15 protein-coding genes are annotated in these 14,524 nt (G+C 70.1%); 8 read left to right on the plus strand and 7 right to left on the minus strand.

Annotated elements, in window-relative coordinates; translation table 11 throughout:
* Window positions 1–141: 141 nt before the first annotated feature.
* Window positions 142–1,803 (plus strand): 2-isopropylmalate synthase, encoded by a 1,662-nt coding sequence (locus tag JOE46_RS23340; protein ID WP_179800452.1) that lies wholly within the window; start codon window positions 142–144, stop codon window positions 1,801–1,803.
* A gap of 66 nt (window positions 1,804–1,869) precedes the next feature.
* Here the strand turns inward: JOE46_RS23340 and JOE46_RS23345 are convergent, their stop codons facing one another.
* Together JOE46_RS23345 and JOE46_RS23350 are read right to left on the minus strand one after the other, a co-directional pair.
* Window positions 1,870–3,759 carry an ABC transporter ATP-binding protein gene (locus JOE46_RS23345; protein ID WP_097210302.1) on the minus strand — a complete coding sequence of 630 codons (1,890 nt, stop codon included), beginning with the start codon at window positions 3,757–3,759 and terminating at the stop codon, window positions 1,870–1,872.
* Between the two features lie 144 nt (window positions 3,760–3,903).
* A complete protein-coding gene (locus JOE46_RS23350) occupies window positions 3,904–4,377 on the minus strand; it encodes a cupin domain-containing protein (protein ID WP_245221153.1) in 474 nt (157 codons plus the stop codon).
* A gap of 183 nt (window positions 4,378–4,560) precedes the next feature.
* Here JOE46_RS23350 and JOE46_RS23355 point away from each other — a divergent pair, with 183 nt between their 5' ends.
* Entirely contained in the window at window positions 4,561–5,037 is a 477-nt protein-coding gene (locus JOE46_RS23355; protein WP_097210304.1) for a hypothetical protein, read from the plus strand.
* A 27-nt stretch (window positions 5,038–5,064) separates the two neighbouring features.
* On the opposite strand, the gene JOE46_RS23360 is transcribed toward JOE46_RS23355, so the two are convergent.
* A complete protein-coding gene (locus tag JOE46_RS23360) occupies window positions 5,065–5,367 on the minus strand; it encodes a hypothetical protein (RefSeq protein WP_097210305.1) in 303 nt (100 codons plus the stop codon).
* 115 nt (window positions 5,368–5,482) lie between these two features.
* Here JOE46_RS23360 and JOE46_RS23365 point away from each other — a divergent pair, with 115 nt between their 5' ends.
* Window positions 5,483–5,698: a hypothetical protein gene (locus JOE46_RS23365; RefSeq protein WP_027500706.1), complete on the plus strand. Its 216-nt coding sequence runs from the start codon at window positions 5,483–5,485 to the stop codon at window positions 5,696–5,698.
* Between the two features lie 4 nt (window positions 5,699–5,702).
* A complete protein-coding gene (locus JOE46_RS23370; RefSeq protein WP_097210306.1) occupies window positions 5,703–6,278 on the plus strand; it encodes a Clp protease N-terminal domain-containing protein in 576 nt (191 codons plus the stop codon).
* Between the two features lie 25 nt (window positions 6,279–6,303).
* Here JOE46_RS23370 and JOE46_RS23375 read toward each other — a convergent pair whose 3' ends face one another.
* Window positions 6,304–6,609, minus strand: coding sequence for a hypothetical protein (locus tag JOE46_RS23375; protein ID WP_097210307.1), 306 nt, complete (start codon window positions 6,607–6,609; stop codon window positions 6,304–6,306).
* A 72-nt stretch (window positions 6,610–6,681) separates the two neighbouring features.
* Entirely contained in the window at window positions 6,682–7,227 is a 546-nt protein-coding gene (locus JOE46_RS23380) for a GNAT family N-acetyltransferase (protein WP_097210308.1), read from the minus strand.
* A gap of 67 nt (window positions 7,228–7,294) precedes the next feature.
* Between JOE46_RS23380 and JOE46_RS23385 the strand changes: the two genes are divergently transcribed.
* Window positions 7,295–7,678, plus strand: coding sequence for a phage holin family protein (locus tag JOE46_RS23385; RefSeq protein ID WP_097210309.1), 384 nt, complete (start codon window positions 7,295–7,297; stop codon window positions 7,676–7,678).
* A gap of 110 nt (window positions 7,679–7,788) precedes the next feature.
* Window positions 7,789–8,013: a hypothetical protein gene (locus JOE46_RS23390; RefSeq protein WP_209928637.1), complete on the plus strand. Its 225-nt coding sequence runs from the start codon at window positions 7,789–7,791 to the stop codon at window positions 8,011–8,013.
* Window positions 8,014–8,037: 24 nt separating this feature from the next.
* On the opposite strand, the gene JOE46_RS23395 is transcribed toward JOE46_RS23390, so the two are convergent.
* Window positions 8,038–8,907, minus strand: coding sequence for a 1,4-dihydroxy-2-naphthoate polyprenyltransferase (locus JOE46_RS23395; RefSeq protein WP_209928639.1), 870 nt, complete (start codon window positions 8,905–8,907; stop codon window positions 8,038–8,040).
* A 122-nt stretch (window positions 8,908–9,029) separates the two neighbouring features.
* Between JOE46_RS23395 and JOE46_RS23400 the strand changes: the two genes are divergently transcribed.
* On the plus strand, window positions 9,030–12,323 hold the full coding sequence (locus JOE46_RS23400) for a BTAD domain-containing putative transcriptional regulator (RefSeq protein ID WP_269588582.1): 3,294 nt from the start codon (window positions 9,030–9,032) through the stop codon (window positions 12,321–12,323).
* Window positions 12,324–12,362: 39 nt separating this feature from the next.
* Here JOE46_RS23400 and JOE46_RS23405 read toward each other — a convergent pair whose 3' ends face one another.
* Window positions 12,363–13,811: an MFS transporter gene (locus tag JOE46_RS23405; protein ID WP_097210311.1), complete on the minus strand. Its 1,449-nt coding sequence runs from the start codon at window positions 13,809–13,811 to the stop codon at window positions 12,363–12,365.
* Window positions 13,812–13,994: 183 nt separating this feature from the next.
* Here JOE46_RS23405 and JOE46_RS23410 point away from each other — a divergent pair, with 183 nt between their 5' ends.
* Window positions 13,995–14,486 (plus strand): MarR family winged helix-turn-helix transcriptional regulator, encoded by a 492-nt coding sequence (locus JOE46_RS23410; RefSeq protein ID WP_097210312.1) that lies wholly within the window; start codon window positions 13,995–13,997, stop codon window positions 14,484–14,486.
* Window positions 14,487–14,524 lie beyond the last annotated feature (38 nt).

Raw genomic sequence — 14,524 nt, forward strand, 5'->3', positions numbered from 1 at the left:
CATTCGCGGACTGCTCCTCGGACGCCGCGGCGGGGTCTGACCGGACCGGCTCCCCGCCGCGGGGTTCGGCCGTGCCGGTCGATCGATCTCGATCCGCACAGGAGACCCACCGTGAACTGGAACCCCCAAGCCCCGTCCCCGATGCCCTCGCACCGCTACCGGCCGTACATCGACCGGGTGCCGGTGCCGCTGACCGAACGCACGTGGCCATCGAACCGGACCACCATCGCGCCTCTCTGGGTGCCCGTCGACCTGCGCGACGGCAATCAGGCGCTGGCCGAGCCGATGGACCCGGCGCGCAAGCGCCGCTTCTTCGAGCAACTGATCGCCATGGGCTACAAGGAGATCGAGGTCGGCTACCCCTCCGCCAGCCAGACCGACTTCGATTTCGTCCGCGACCTCGCGACGCTCGGGCTGGTGCCCGACGACGTGACCATCGTGGTGTTCACCGCCGCCCGCACCGACCTGATCGAGCGAACCTTCGAATCGGTGCGCGGGTTGCCGAACGTGGTGCTGCACATGTACACCGCGACAGCGCCGACCTGGCGGTCGGTCGTGCTCGGACGCGATCGAGATGAGCTACACCGCTTGATCTTCGACGCGGCGCAGGACGTGGCCCGGTGTGGCGACACCGCGACCGGCACGCGCTTCGAGTTCTCGCCCGAGGTGTTCAACCTGACCGAGCCGGACTTCGTCCTCGAGGTGTGCAACAGCCTCACCGAACTGTGGGACGCCGACCCGGACCGGCCGGTGATCCACAACTTGCCCGCGACGGTGGAGATCGCCACCCCGAACGTCTATGCGGATCAGATCGAGTACATGCACCGACACCTGGCCAGGCGGGACTCGGTGATCCTCTCGGTGCACCCGCACAACGATCGCGGCACCGGCGTCGCGGCCGCGGAACTGGCGGTGCTGGCGGGCGCGCAGCGGGTGGAGGGCTGCCTGTTCGGCAACGGCGAGCGGACCGGGAACGTGGACCTGGTGACGCTGGGCCTGAACCTGCACGCCCAGGGCGTCGACCCGATGATCGACTTCTCCGACCTCGACGCGGTGCGCCGAACGGTGGAGCACTGCAACAGGATCGACGTGCACGAGCGCCATCCCTACGGCGGCGACCTGGTGTACACCGCGTTCTCGGGCACTCATCAGGACGCGATCAAGAAGGGCTTCGCCCACCATCACGCCGCGGCACGGGCTGCGGGGACGGATCCGGACCGGGCGTCATGGGACGTGCCCTATCTGCCGATCGACCCCCGCGACGTCGGCCGCGACTACGAGGCCGTGATCCGGGTGAACAGCCAGTCCGGCAAGGGTGGCATCGCGTACCTGTTGCAGAGCGGGTACGGCATCGACCTGCCAAGGGGTCTGCAGATCGACTTCGCGCGTCGGGTGCAGCGCACCGCCGACGACAGTGGGGTCGAGGTGACCGCGCAGCAGCTGTGGGACCTGCTGCTCGCCGAGTACGGGAACCGCGGTGAGCTCGCGCGGTGGACGGTCGAGCACCGGGAGGCCGGTGATGAGCTGCGGATCGAGGCCGCGGTGGGCGGCGCACCCGTCGTGGGGGCTGCGACTGCGAGCGGACCCGTCGATGCGCTGACCAGGATCCTGTCCGAGCGCGGGTGGGAGGTGGAGGTGCTGAGCCTGGCGGCGCAGTCGGTGGGCGAGGGCGGCGACGGCCGGGCGATCACGTTCGCGCAGTGCCGAATCGACGGGACCACACGGTGGGGCGTCGGGCTGGACTCCTCGGTCACCGCGTCGGCGCTCGAGTCGGTGCTGGCCGCGGTCACCGCGACCGGATAGGTCCGGCCCGATCCGAGCGCCGTGACCGGGCAGGCCGCGATCGTCGACCGCGGCCTGCCCGGACTCTCAGCTCGCGGTGACCTTCGCGTCGGCGTCGGTGTCCGCGAACTGGGTGCGGTACAGCTCCTCGTACCGTCCGCCGGCGGCGAGCAGCTCGTTGTGGGTGCCGCGCTCGAGGACCCGGCCTTCCTCGATGACCAGGATCTGGTCCGCGGCCCGGATCGTGGACAGTCGGTGCGCGATCACCACCGAGGTCCGGCCGGCCAGTGCCTCGCCGAGTGCAGCCTGCACCGCGGCCTCCGAGGTGGAGTCCAGGTGTGCGGTGGCCTCGTCGAGGATCACCACCCGCGGGTGCGCGAGCAGCAGGCGGGCGATGGTCAGTCGCTGACGCTCGCCGCCCGAGAGGCGGTATCCCCGCTCACCGACGACGGTGTCCAGTCCGTCGGGCAGGGCCGCGATCAGTTCGGTCAGGCGGGCCCGACCGAGCACCTCCCACAGCTCCTCCTCGGTCGCTCCCGGCCGGGCCAGGAGCAGATTCGCCCGGATCGACTCGTGGAACAGGTGCCCGTCCTGGGTGACCATCCCGACCGCGCCGCGGATCGACGCCGCGGACAGGTCCCGCACGTCCACCCCCGACAGCCGGACGGCGCCGGAGTCGGCGTCGTAGAGCCGGGGCACGAGTTGCGCGATGGTCGACTTGCCCGCGCCGGACGAGCCGACCAGCGCGACCATCTGGCCGGGCTCCACGCGGAACGACAGCTCGTGCAGGACCTCGACACCGCCGCGGTTGTCGAGCTGCGCGACCTCCTCGAGCGAGGCCAGCGACACCTTGTCCGCGGACGGGTACGCGAAGCGCACCTTGTCGAACTCCACCGACACCGGTCCGTCCGGCACCGGAACCGGGTTCGGCTTCTCGGCTATCAGCGGCTCGAGGTCGAGCACCTCGAAGACCCGCTCGAAGCTGACCAGCGCGCTCATCACCTCGACCCGTGCGCTCGCGAGGGCGGTCAGCGGTGCGTACAGCCTGGTCAGCAGCAGCGCCAGGGCCACAACCGAACCCGCGTCGAGCTGACCCTTGAGTGCGTAGAAGCCGCCGAGCCCGTAGACCAGCGCGAGGGCCAGGGCGGAGACGAGGGTCAGCGCGGTGACGAAGGCGGACTGCACCATCGCGGTGCGCACCCCGATGTCGCGCACCCGTCCTGCGCGGGTGGCGAACTCGGCGGACTCCTCGGCGGGACGGCCGAACAGCTTGACCAGCGTCGCGCCGGGAGCGGAGAACCGCTCCGTCATCTGCGTGCTCATGGTCGCGTTGTGGTTCGCCGCCTCGCGCTGCAGGTGCGCCATCCGGGATCCGATCCGGCGGGCGGGCAACACGAAGACCGGCAGCAGCAGCAGCGAGAGCACGGTGATCTGCCAGGAGATGCTGAGCATCACGACGAGTGTCAGGGTGAGGGTGACCAGGTTTGCGACGACCCCGGAGAGGGTGTCGCTGAACGCCCGCTGGGCGCCGATGACGTCGTTGTTGAGGCGGCTGACCAGCGCCCCGGTCCTGGTGCGGGTGAAGAACGCGATCGGCATCTTCTGCACGTGGTCGAAGACCGCGGTGCGCAGGTCGAGGATCAGGCCCTCGCCGATGCTCGCGGACAGGAAGCGGTTGTACAGCGCGAGGCCCGCCTCGACGATCGCGATCAGCGCGATCAACACCGCGAGTCTGATCACGACGCTTGCGTCGGAGCCGTTGACGATGCCGTCGACCACGCGTCCCGCCAGCACGGGCGTGGCGACGGCGAGGGCGGCCGTCACGACGCTGATCAGCAGGAACTTTGCGAGCTTGCGGTGGTGTGGCTTGGCGAAGCCGAGGATTCGACGGACCGTCGCCATCGAGAACGGCCGCTTCTCGTCGTGGGAGTTCATCATGCGGTACATCGAGCTCCACGCGACGGATTCCATGCTCATGGTGGACCTCTCGGGTTGGTGTGACCGGTGCAACGCTACGGAGGGGGTCCGACATACCCGGATTGCCCGCCCGTCTGCACCGACCGTAGAACCTCGAGTGAACTTGAGGTCAAGCCCGGTGTGCCGGTCACCGCTCGATGGTCCTCATGGGCAGTGCGCGGGCGCGTCCTCGGCGAAGGGTTCGTCGTCGGGGAGCAGATACGTCACGAGCAGGACCACCGGCTCGGTTCCCAGGTTCAGTCCGACGTGGTCCCCGCCGGGGTCCTCGGTGACCCACGAGCCGGCGGGGGAGACCTGGCGGGAGCAGTCGGCGAACACGCGGGTCAGCGTGCCCGCGGCGACGATCCCCTGGACGTGGCCGTTGTGGTGGTGCCATCCCGTGCTGCCGCCGGGGGCGATCACGATCCGGCGCAGGGTGCCCTCCACCTCGCCGGGGACCGGCGGGTGCCCTGGCGGCGGAGGGGGGAGCAACGACGGGTTGAGTTCGAGCTCGGCGAGATCCTCCGCGGTCACGCCCGACGGCGGCGTGGCCAGTGCGGGCGCGCCGACACTCACCGCGCACAGTGTGGCGAGGGCGGCGGGTACGGCCAGTCGGGCGAACTTGGTCACGGCAGTCATGTCCGGATCCGTTCGGTTCGGAGAACCGGGGCGGTGGCGGGGCGGGATTGCCCGCGGCACGGCTCTCGCCTGTGTCGATCGTCCCGCAGTCCGGCCGATTCCGCGACGGAACGGTCGGGTCGATCGTCTGGCGTGCGGCCGGAACTCGTCGCATCTGGAACAGGTTCTAGCTAGGATTCGCGCATGCGCACTCGTCGAATTCTCGCCCTGTCGGCCGCCGGAATCGCCACTGCGGTGGCAGTCGCGGTGATCGCGGCCGGACCCGCGACCGCCGGCCCGGCCGTATCGGCCGACCCGGCGCGGGTCGATACCGAGCGCGAGGCGGTGGCCAGGGCCTACATCGATGCGCTGATCTCGCACGATGCGTCCGCCGTGAAGTTTGCCCCCGACGCGACCCGGGTCGAGGCCGGGCTCAAGACCGGCTTCAACGGCCCGCAGATGGCCAGGGACCTCGAGCACGGCCCGCAGTACCGGGTGATCCGGGGCATCAGGGACCTGCGGATGTCCGAGTCCGGCGACGTCGTCACCACCACGTACCTGCTGGACGCGGGCGTCGGCGATCTGCGCCTGATGACCGTCGAGATCACCGAGACCTTCGAGGTACCGGACGGAACCATCCACGCCATCGTCGCGCACATCAAGCCGAAGTCGCTCTTCTGAGCGGGCGACAGGCGGGCTGAGCCCGACCTAGCTCTTGCTGATCAGCTGAGAGGCGAGGGCGGTGCCCGCCGCCACCGCTCCCACCGACGGCCACGCGCCGATCTTCTTCGCCAGCGGATGTGAGGCGCCGAACGCGCCGAGGTAGGTGGCGAGCAGCGCGGCACCCCGTGCGGGTCCCGATCCCTGCACCCAGCTGGTGGTGCACACTGCGCCGACCGCGGCCAGCACGGCGCCGCCGAGCGGGCGGTTGCCGGTCTGCTGGGCGACGGCGAAACCGCCGACGAGTCCTCCTGCGGCGAGCGCGGATACGGCGGTCTTGGGCAATGCCATCGGTGATGCTCCTCGGGTCGACGTCAACTCATCACCAAGGTAGCCGCTGTCCGGTCGCGGCCCTTCGTGTCAACCCCGCTTGACAGGTTCGAGATGTCAATTTAAATTGACAAACATGACCGAAGCAACGGATCTGGCGGCCGCGGCGGGCAGCCCCGACCCCAAGGTGGGCCTGCGGGCGGTGCTCGCGCTGCGCAGGCTGCTCGAACGACTGGAGACGATCCAGGTCCAGAACGCCCGCAGGCAGGGCTGGTCCTGGCAGGCCATCGCCGACTCGCTCGAGGTCAGCAGGCAGGCAGTTCACCAGAAACACAACAGGAAGGGCAGGTAGCGGGATGTTCGAACGGTTCACGACCGAGGCGCGCACCGCGGTGATCGGGGCGCAGGCGGAGGCCAAGGCGCTCAAGGCCCCGCAGATCGGCACCGAGCACCTGCTGCTCGGCGTGGTCGCGGCAGCGGTAGGCACCCCGCTGGGGCGCACGCTCGACGATGCCGGACTCACCCTCGAGGCGACGCGTGCCGCGGCAGCCGAGGCTCGGGGCGGCCAGGCGCTCGGCGCGGAGGACGCCGAGGCGCTCAGGTCGATCGGCATCGATCTCGATGCGGTGCGGGAGAGCCTCGAGGCGGGCTTCGGTGAGAACGCCCTCGATCGTGCGGAACCGGGCGAGCGGCGCGGCTGGTTCGGCCGGCTGGTCGGCGGGCACACCCCGTTCGCGGCGGCATCGAAGAAGGCCCTCGAGCTCTCGCTCCGTGAAGCGCTGGCACGCAAGGACGATCACATCGGTGCCGAACACATCCTGCTCGGCCTTCTCCGCGGCGACGACGCGGGCGCCCGCGACGTGATGGCTGCGCAGGTCGACCCGGACGAACTGCGCGGGAAGATTCTCGAACTGCTCGACCGCGCGGCCTAGGGCCTTGGGGGGGCGGCCCGCTCGGTCAGAAGGTGCCCGCCGCCTCGACCGGTTCCAGGACCTCGATCGTCGGTGGGCCCTGGACGCCCGCCGCCGCCGTGACCCGTGCGACCTTGTCGTTACCGTCGAAGAATTTCTGGAAGCCCTCCGCGCTGTCCCACTCGTCGACCGCGACCAGTCCGCCCGAGTTCGCCGCGAACCGGTGATGTCGAGCACCGTGGCCTTTGGCGTCGCCGCCGATCTCGTCGAGCAAGGCGGCGTTGTCGGCGAGTGACTGCTTGGCCGCGGATACATCCGCGACGTCGAAATGCAGGATGACGACCACGCTCATGATGGCTCCTCGTGCCCCCGGCGTTGCGCCGCCCGGGTCGTCCGCGTGCTCGAACCCGGCCGGGGCCCTCCCTCAGTCAGTATCGCGCCGGTTCGGTTGCGGGGGAAGTGTCGATCCCACGATGCGCCGCATGGTCACCCGCGGCCAGGCGTCGAGGCCGTGTTCCGCCTCGTGCTCGCGGATGGACCTCAGCCCGGACGTCAGCTCGTCGGCGGGCACCACCCGGAACCCCAGCCGCTCGTAGTACGGGGCATTCCAGGGCACCTCGGTGAACGTCGTGAGGGTCAGCCAGGGGAGGCGTCTCTCGGCGGCCCAGCGCTCGACCTCGTCGATCAGCGCCGCCCCCAGTCGACGCCCGGCGTGGGCGGGGTCGACGGACACCTGCTCGATGTGGGCGGCGCCGTCGACCACCAGGGCGAGCGCGTAACCGATCGGGCTGTCGTCGTCCGTCGTCGCGACCCAGGCCCGGCCCGCGCGCTGATACTCGGCCAACTCGCTCACCGTGGGCGGGGCGTCGTCGGCCACCGCGTCCATCCCGACCGAGCGGAACGGCACGCCCGCGGCGATCTCGATGGCGGGCAGGCGGACGAGGTCTGTGGCGGTGGCCGAACGGATCACCCGTCCTTTCTAGCCGCTGGGCCGCCGCCGCGCCGCCTGCTTCTCTCCGGTGTGCCAGCATGCACGCATGACTTTGCTGATTCGTCTGGCGATCAACGCGATCGCGATCTGGCTGGCCTCCTCCTGGGTGACCGGCATCGACATCGCCACCTCCGACGGGGGGACGGGCAACGACATCCTGGTGATCCTGTTCATCGCGTTCGTGTTCACTGTCATCAATGCCTTCATCAAGCCGCTGGTGCAGCTGCTGTCGCTGCCCCTGTTGATCCTCACCCTCGGCCTGTTCACCCTGGTGATCAACGCGCTGATGCTCATGCTCACCTCGTGGATCACCGAGACGACCGAGTTCGGTATCTCCGTGGACGGGTTCTGGACGGCGGTCTGGGGTGCCCTGATCATCTCGATCGTGAACTTCGTGCTCACCGCGGTGGTGCCCTCGGCGAAACGCTGAGGCAGCCGGTCAGCGTCGGTTACGGCTGCCGCACGACGGGCACCGGCCCCGCGGACTGGCGTACCTCCGCGCACGTCTTCACGACGGTCACCAATGTCGGGTCGGCGCCGGTGCGCGGGGTCGGGACCTCGGTGTGGATTCCGCTGACGTACGCGGTGACGAACCATGCCGCCGAGATCGCGCCGGGCAAGACCGTGGTCTACGACAACGACACCTTCTCCACCGCGCTCATCCTCAACCCCGTCGGCGCGTCCGCCTTCGGAGTCGGGCTCGACGCGAACCCGTTCGACAACCTGTACGCGGGTGCCGCGCCGTTCGTCTGCTCGGCGCTCTAGGGTGCCCCCTCAGCTCAGCTCAGCTCAGCCAAGGCCGAGTGCAAGCGCGGTCGTCGCGCCCCACACCAGCATCGCCAGCCCGGTTCCGGCCAGCGCCGGGATCAGGGCCAGGCCCTGTCCGCCGGAACGCACGGGGGCATTGGCCTTGACCGCCAACGGAAGTGCGACCAATCCGACCAGCGCCCACGGGGTGCGGGCCACCAGGACCAGGGTCACCACGAACGGCACCACCAGCAGTGCCAGATGCAGGGTGCGGGTGCCCCGGTCGCCGAGCCGCACCGCGAGGGTGCGCTTGCCGGACTCGGTGTCGGTCGGGATGTCGCGCAGGTTGTTCGCCACCAGCACCGCGCTCGAGAACGACCCGACCGCGACGGCCGAGACCGCGCCCGCCCAGTCGATCCGCTCCGCCTGGACGAACTGGGTGCCCAGCACGGCGATCAGTCCGAAGAAGACGAACACCGCGACCTCGCCGAACCCGCTGTACCCGTACGGATTCCTGCCTCCGGTGTAGTACCAGGCGCCGGCGATGCACAGCGCACCGACCAGGATCAACCACCAGGCGGACGTCAGGGCGAGCACCACCCCGACCACCCCGGCGAGCGCGAAACAGGCGAAGGCCGCCCGCTTCACGGCGGCGGGCGAGGCGAGCTTCGAGCCGACCAGCCGCAGCGGCCCGACCCGGACGTCATCGGTGCCGCGGATTCCGTCGGAGTAGTCATTGGCGTAGTTCACCCCGACGATGAGCGCCACCGAGACCACCAGGGCCAGCACGGCCTTCCACCACACCGCGCCGCCCAGGGAGGCCGCGGCGCCGGTACCGACCAGCACCGGGGCAATCGCGTTCGGCAGGGTGCGCGGTCGGGCACCCTCGATCCACTGCGAGACAGAAGCCATGAAGCGATCCTTGCACCTACCCACATTCCGCATGCGGACCGCCGCTCCGATTAGCATTGTCGCCGGTGCAACCCGATACGAGCGACTCCGCAGTGACCGCTGATCCCCGGCCACTGATTGTCGTGTCCCTTTTGGGTGATATCTCGACGCGCCGAGGCGGTGAGCTGGTGCCGTTGCCGGGGGCACGGGCGCGCAGCCTGCTGGTGGCGTTGGCCTGCAGGCCCGGCCGCAGCCGCAGTGCCCAGGCCCTGATCGAGGACGTGTGGGGAGACACGCCGCCGCGTTCGCCGATCAATGCGCTGCACACCCAGATCTCGCGGTTGCGTGGGGCACTGCCCGAGGGTGCGATCGAGATGGGGCCCGCCGGGTATCGGCTCGACCTCACCCGTGCGCAGGTCGACCTCACGCTCGCGCGGATGTGGGAGCAACAGGCGCAGCAGCTGATCTCCGAGGGTGACCCGCGCGGGGCCATCGACACGATCCGCCGGGCCAAGGCGCTGTGGCGCGGCGAACCCGGCGCGGACCTGCCGGCAGGCGAGCTGGCGCGGGAGCTGGTCGACGAGGGTCAGGCGCGACTGGCCGCGTTGGATGCGGTGGAGGTCGTCGCCCTCATCGAGGGAGGTGAACTGGGTGAGGCGCTGCCGCTGGCCGAGAAGATGGCAGCGCGCGCCCCGCTCGACGAGCGCGCGCACGAACAGCTGATGGTGGTGCTGAACGGACTCGGCCGCGCGAACGACGCGCTGGAGGTGTTCGCCGGACTCCGCCGCCGGCTCGCGGACCGACTCGGCACCGACCCGTCGCCGCGACTGGTGCGGCTCAATGCCGCTGTGCTGAGCGGGGAACTGCCGGTACGTGCGCTCCCGGCGGACTCGGCGCCGGAGCCCGCCCGCGCCGCGCCCCGGCCTGCCCTGATGGCGGTCGGCCTGCGCGCGGCGCCGAACGCGCTGCTGGGACGCCAGGCGGACCTGGACGTGATCGAGGACCTGCTGACGACCTCCCGGGTGGTGACCGTGCTCGGTCCCGGTGGAACCGGAAAGACCCGAGTCGCGCACGCGCTCGGCTCGCGGGCCGCGGAGCGGGTTCCGGTCGCCCTCGTCGAGCTCGCGTCGCTGCGCAGCGGCGAGGACGTGGTCACGGCGATCAGCGGCACGCTCGGGCTCAGTGAGGCCGAACTCACCCCCGGCACCGCGTTGAACAGGGCTCGCATCTACGACGCTCGCGACCGGCTCCGGGAGGCGTTGTCGGCCCGGCCGACGCTGTTGATCCTGGACAACTGCGAGCACCTGATCGACGATGTCGCGGAGGTGGTGGCCGACCTGGTGGCGGCAAGCGTGAACCTGACCGTGCTGGCCACCAGCCGGGCCCCGATGGCGATCACCGCCGAGGCGGTGTACCCGTTGCCGCCCCTGCTGATCGACGAGTCCGGTTCGCCCGCAACGGATCTGTTTCGGGCTCGTGCGCTGGCCGTGCGTCCGGCGGCTCGGCTCGATCCGGTGGAGGTCGCGCGGCTGTGCCGGACGCTCGATGGTCTACCGCTCGCCATCGAGCTGGCTGCCGCCCGGGTCCGCACGATGAGCGTCGCGGAGATCAACGCCAGGCTCGACGACAGGTTCGCGCTGCTGCGCTCCGGTGACCGGACCTCGCCGGAGCGACACCGCACCCTGCGGGCGGTGATCGAGTGGAGTTGGAATCTGCTCGAAGCGGATCAGCAGGCTGCGCTGCGCCGATTGTGCAGGTTCCCTGCGGGTTTCACTCTCGCCGCGGCCGTCGAGGTGGCGCAGTGGGGCGAGGTGTCCGATATCGCCGATGCCCTCGACGGTTTGGTGAACCAGTCGATGCTCTCGGTCGTCGAGGGGGCGGATTCCTCGGCGCTGCGCTACCACATGCTCGAGACGGTGCGGGAATTCGGCGACGGGGAGTTGGCCGGCGCGGACGAGTCGGACGAGGTCGCTGCCCGCACAGTCGCCTGGGCACAATCGTTCTGTCTGGATGCGGTGCGGGACTTCCTCGATGGCGATCAGGTCGCCACCGCCCTCCGGATCGAGGCCGAGCACGACAACCTGCTCGCCGTGCTGCGCCACACGCTGTCCGTCGGCGACGGGGTGGGCGCGTTGACCGTGTTCCCGGTGCTGGGTGTCACGTGGTCCTTCCGCGGGGCCCATTCCGAGGTGATCGCACTCGCGCCCCGGGTCCTCGAGATCGACCCCAGGCGGTACAGCCCGGAGTCGCTGTCGGGGAACTGCCTGGCGCTGACCTACCTGGTCATCGTCGGTCACACCGCGTTCGTCGGTGTCAGCAGGGCGCTGGCCGTGACCCGGCTGCGGCTCCGGGCGATCCTGGCCTCTCGGACGGACATCGACGAGGCGGTACGGATGAACGCCTCGCTGGTGACCATGCCCGTATCGGGAAAGGGTCTGGCCCGCAAGCTCGCTCGTGCGATCCGGTCCGAGAACCCGTCGGCACGGTCTTCGGCCTACATGGCCCGGGCCAACCTGCGGGAGAACAGCGGCGACCTGTACGGCTCCTGGTCCGACGCCATGGCGGCCAGGGAAATCGCGGAGGCAGGCGGAGACGTCTGGGGCCTGGCGATGGTGCTGCAGCACCTCGGCAGCCTCGCCGGGCAGTCCGCGCGATACGGGGAGGCGGTCGGGTACTACCGGCGGGCCGCCGAACTGCTCTGGGACCTGCACGCGTACGAGGAGAGCACCACGCTGCGCAGCTATATCGGGGCCGCGCTGGTCGGTGCCGGCCGTGTCGAGGAGGCCCGACGGGAACTGGTGGCGGGCGGGTCGGCCGTTGAGCAGGTGGAACTGTCCATTGCGGGGGACCGGTCGACGTTCGGCCTTGGCGATGCCAGGCAGAGCGCGGGCGCGATCGCGGCGGCGATGGCGGAGGTGGACCTGGCCGAGGGCTCGGTGGATGCGGGGCTGCGCGGGTACCGGCACGCGCTGGAGTTGGTCGGCTGGGAGAACACGGGGGTGACCCCGGATCCGTTCGGCTTCATGCTGCTGGCGGCGACGGTGGCCGCGCACGCGCTGGCGGGTCGCGGCGACGAGATCGCGGACCTGGTCGACACCTACGCGGGGATGGTCATGACACATCTCGGGCCGGACGGCTACCCGGATCTTCCGCAGACCGGCGGGGTTGCGTGTGCGGTGGGCAGCTTCGACATCGCGACCGGGCGGGACCCCGCGGGCGGGTTGCGGATGATCGCCCTGTCGACCAGGGTCGCCGCCCGACAGGACTTTCCGTCGATGCAGTCGTCGCGACACCTGGGCGTGGCACGCGAGGCGCTCGGCGTGGAACGGGTGGACGCGGAACTGGCACGGGTCGAGCGGATGCCGCGGAGGGTCGCGCGTGACGAGATCCTGGTGGCGCTGCGTGACCGTACGGATGGGGAGAGAACGCCACTGTGAATCGGCTGCCCGCGCCTGGGCGCGGGCAGCCGATGACTATCAGGCCTTCGACAGCTCGTGTGGTTCGGCGGCGGTGGGGCTCGGCACCGGGGTGCTCGCGCGGCGTGCGGGGATGGCCACGGTGACGGCGGCGGCGACGAGGGCGACCCCGCAGCCGATCAGCAGTCCGGTCCGGAACCCGTTCTCGGTGGGCAGGGTGTAATCCCCGACCTGGACGCTCATCTGGGCGAGCACCACGCCGACGACGGCCGCGGCCATCGAGGTGCCGAGGGAGCGCATCAGGGTGTTGAAACTGTTGGCGGATGCGGTCTCGGACAGCGGTACCGCACCCATGATCAGCGCGGGCATCGCCCCGTAGGCGAGGCCGATGCCTGCGCTGCAGATGCAGACCACAATCAGTAGGCCCCAGGTCGAGCCCATCAGCAGCATCGAGGACCCGTAGCCCGTGGCGATGACCAGGCTGCCCGCCAGCAGGGTGATCTTCGGTCCGCGCGCAGTGGAGAGCCGGGCACCGAGGGCGGCGACCAGCATCATCACCAGGCCGCCGGGCGCCATCCACAGGCCCATCGCCAGCATCGACTGACCCAGGCCGAACCCGGTGGACTCGGGCAGCTGCAGCAACTGCGGGATGATCAGCGACTGCGCGTACATCGCGAAGCCGATCACCACGCCGACGATATTGGTCAGCAGCACCTGCCGCCGAGCGGTCACCCGAAGGTCGACCAACGGATCCACGGTGCGCAGCTCCCACCAGCCCCAGGCGAGCAGCACCAGGACGGCGGCGACGAAGAGGCCGATGGTGGTGCCGCTGGTCCAGCCCCAGATGGCGCCCTTGGAGACAGCGGTGAGCAGGCACACCAGGCCGACGCCGAGCCCGAGTGCGCCGAGCAGGTCGAAGCGGCCGCCCGCGCCCAGCACCGGTGTGCCCGGCACGAACCGCCAGATCGCCACGGCGACCAGGACACTCAACGCGGTGGCACCCCAGAACAGCACGCGCCAGCTGGTGCCCTCGGCAACGGCCGCGGCGAGCGGCAGGCCCACCGCGCCACCGATTCCCATGGACGCGCTCATCAGGGCGATCGAGGAGTTCAGGCGCGCGGGCGGCACCAGGTCCCGCAGGGCGCTGATGCCCAGCGGGATCATGCCCATCCCGATGCCCTGTAGGGCCCGTCCGGCGATCATCGGCAGTACCGACGACGCCACCGCGCACAGCATCGAGCCGGCGATCAGCGGTACCGAGCAGACCAGCAGCATGCGGCGCTTGCCGTACAGGTCTCCGAGTCGTCCGGTGACCGGGGTCGCGACCGCGCCCGCCAGCAGTGTCGCGGTGATCACCCAGGATGCGTTGGACGCGGTGGTGTCGAGCAGGCGCGGCAGGTCCCCGATCAGGGGGACGACCAGTGTCTGCATGAGCGCGGCGACGATGCCGGTGAAGGCAAGCACCCCGACCAGGCCATTCGGGTTGACGGTGGGGCTCGGACCTGACACGGACCATCTCCTCGACTTCGCGAAAGCACTGGATGTGCTCGATACACAGAGTATGCACAATACATATCAATTGCATTATGCAAATCCCCTGCACCGTGCATGCGATGGGTATCGTGCAACCGAGGCGACTCCCGCTCTGGAAGCCCGGACCGGCGGGCGACACGGGGATCGACGGAAGGCCGCATGGACAAGCCCACGCACTTGATCGAGTTCGAGACGATGCTGCTCGGGCGGCATCTCAATCTGCACAACCCGCGGCCCCGGCGCGACGAATATCAGCTCGACCGCAGCGCCTACACGCTGCTCAGCAGGATCAGCATGGGCGGACCGATGTCCATCGGGGAGCTCAGCGATGCCTTCGGGCTCAATACCTCGACCCTGCATCGCCAGACCTCTGCCATGCTGAATTCCGGACTCGTCGAACGCATCCCGGACCCCGACGGCGGCATGGCCCGCAAATTCGCCATCACCGCCGAGGGGGAGCGCCGCCTCGAGGCGGAACGGTCCTACAACGTCCGGGCGCTGGGGAGCGTGATGGCCGACTGGGCTCCGGAGGACGTCGAGGCGTTCGCCGGGTGGCTCAAGCGGTTCAACACCGACATCGAGCGACTGGCCGGGCGGCCGTGGCCGCGCCCGGGGAGCTCGGGAACCGCCGAGGCGAGCGATTCGGAGTAGCCGCGACACGAGAGATCCGTACCCCGAACGGGATACGG

This window comes from Rhodococcus sp. PvR099 (assembly GCF_017833315.1).
Classification (GTDB): Bacteria; Actinomycetota; Actinomycetes; order Mycobacteriales; family Mycobacteriaceae; genus Rhodococcus_G; species Rhodococcus_G oryzae.

Coding starts and splice junctions, on each gene's coding strand:
- JOE46_RS23340 (WP_179800452.1), top strand. CDS start 142: ATGCCCTCGCACCGCTACCGGCCGTACATCGACCGGGTGCCGGTGCCG.
- JOE46_RS23345 (WP_097210302.1), bottom strand. CDS start 3,759: ATGAGCATGGAATCCGTCGCGTGGAGCTCGATGTACCGCATGATGAAC.
- JOE46_RS23350 (WP_245221153.1), bottom strand. CDS start 4,377: ATGACTGCCGTGACCAAGTTCGCCCGACTGGCCGTACCCGCCGCCCTC.
- JOE46_RS23355 (WP_097210304.1), top strand. CDS start 4,561: ATGCGCACTCGTCGAATTCTCGCCCTGTCGGCCGCCGGAATCGCCACT.
- JOE46_RS23360 (WP_097210305.1), bottom strand. CDS start 5,367: ATGGCATTGCCCAAGACCGCCGTATCCGCGCTCGCCGCAGGAGGACTC.
- JOE46_RS23365 (WP_027500706.1), top strand. CDS start 5,483: ATGACCGAAGCAACGGATCTGGCGGCCGCGGCGGGCAGCCCCGACCCC.
- JOE46_RS23370 (WP_097210306.1), top strand. CDS start 5,703: ATGTTCGAACGGTTCACGACCGAGGCGCGCACCGCGGTGATCGGGGCG.
- JOE46_RS23375 (WP_097210307.1), bottom strand. CDS start 6,609: ATGAGCGTGGTCGTCATCCTGCATTTCGACGTCGCGGATGTATCCGCG.
- JOE46_RS23385 (WP_097210309.1), top strand. CDS start 7,295: ATGACTTTGCTGATTCGTCTGGCGATCAACGCGATCGCGATCTGGCTG.
- JOE46_RS23395 (WP_209928639.1), bottom strand. CDS start 8,907: ATGGCTTCTGTCTCGCAGTGGATCGAGGGTGCCCGACCGCGCACCCTG.
- JOE46_RS23410 (WP_097210312.1), top strand. CDS start 13,995: ATGGACAAGCCCACGCACTTGATCGAGTTCGAGACGATGCTGCTCGGG.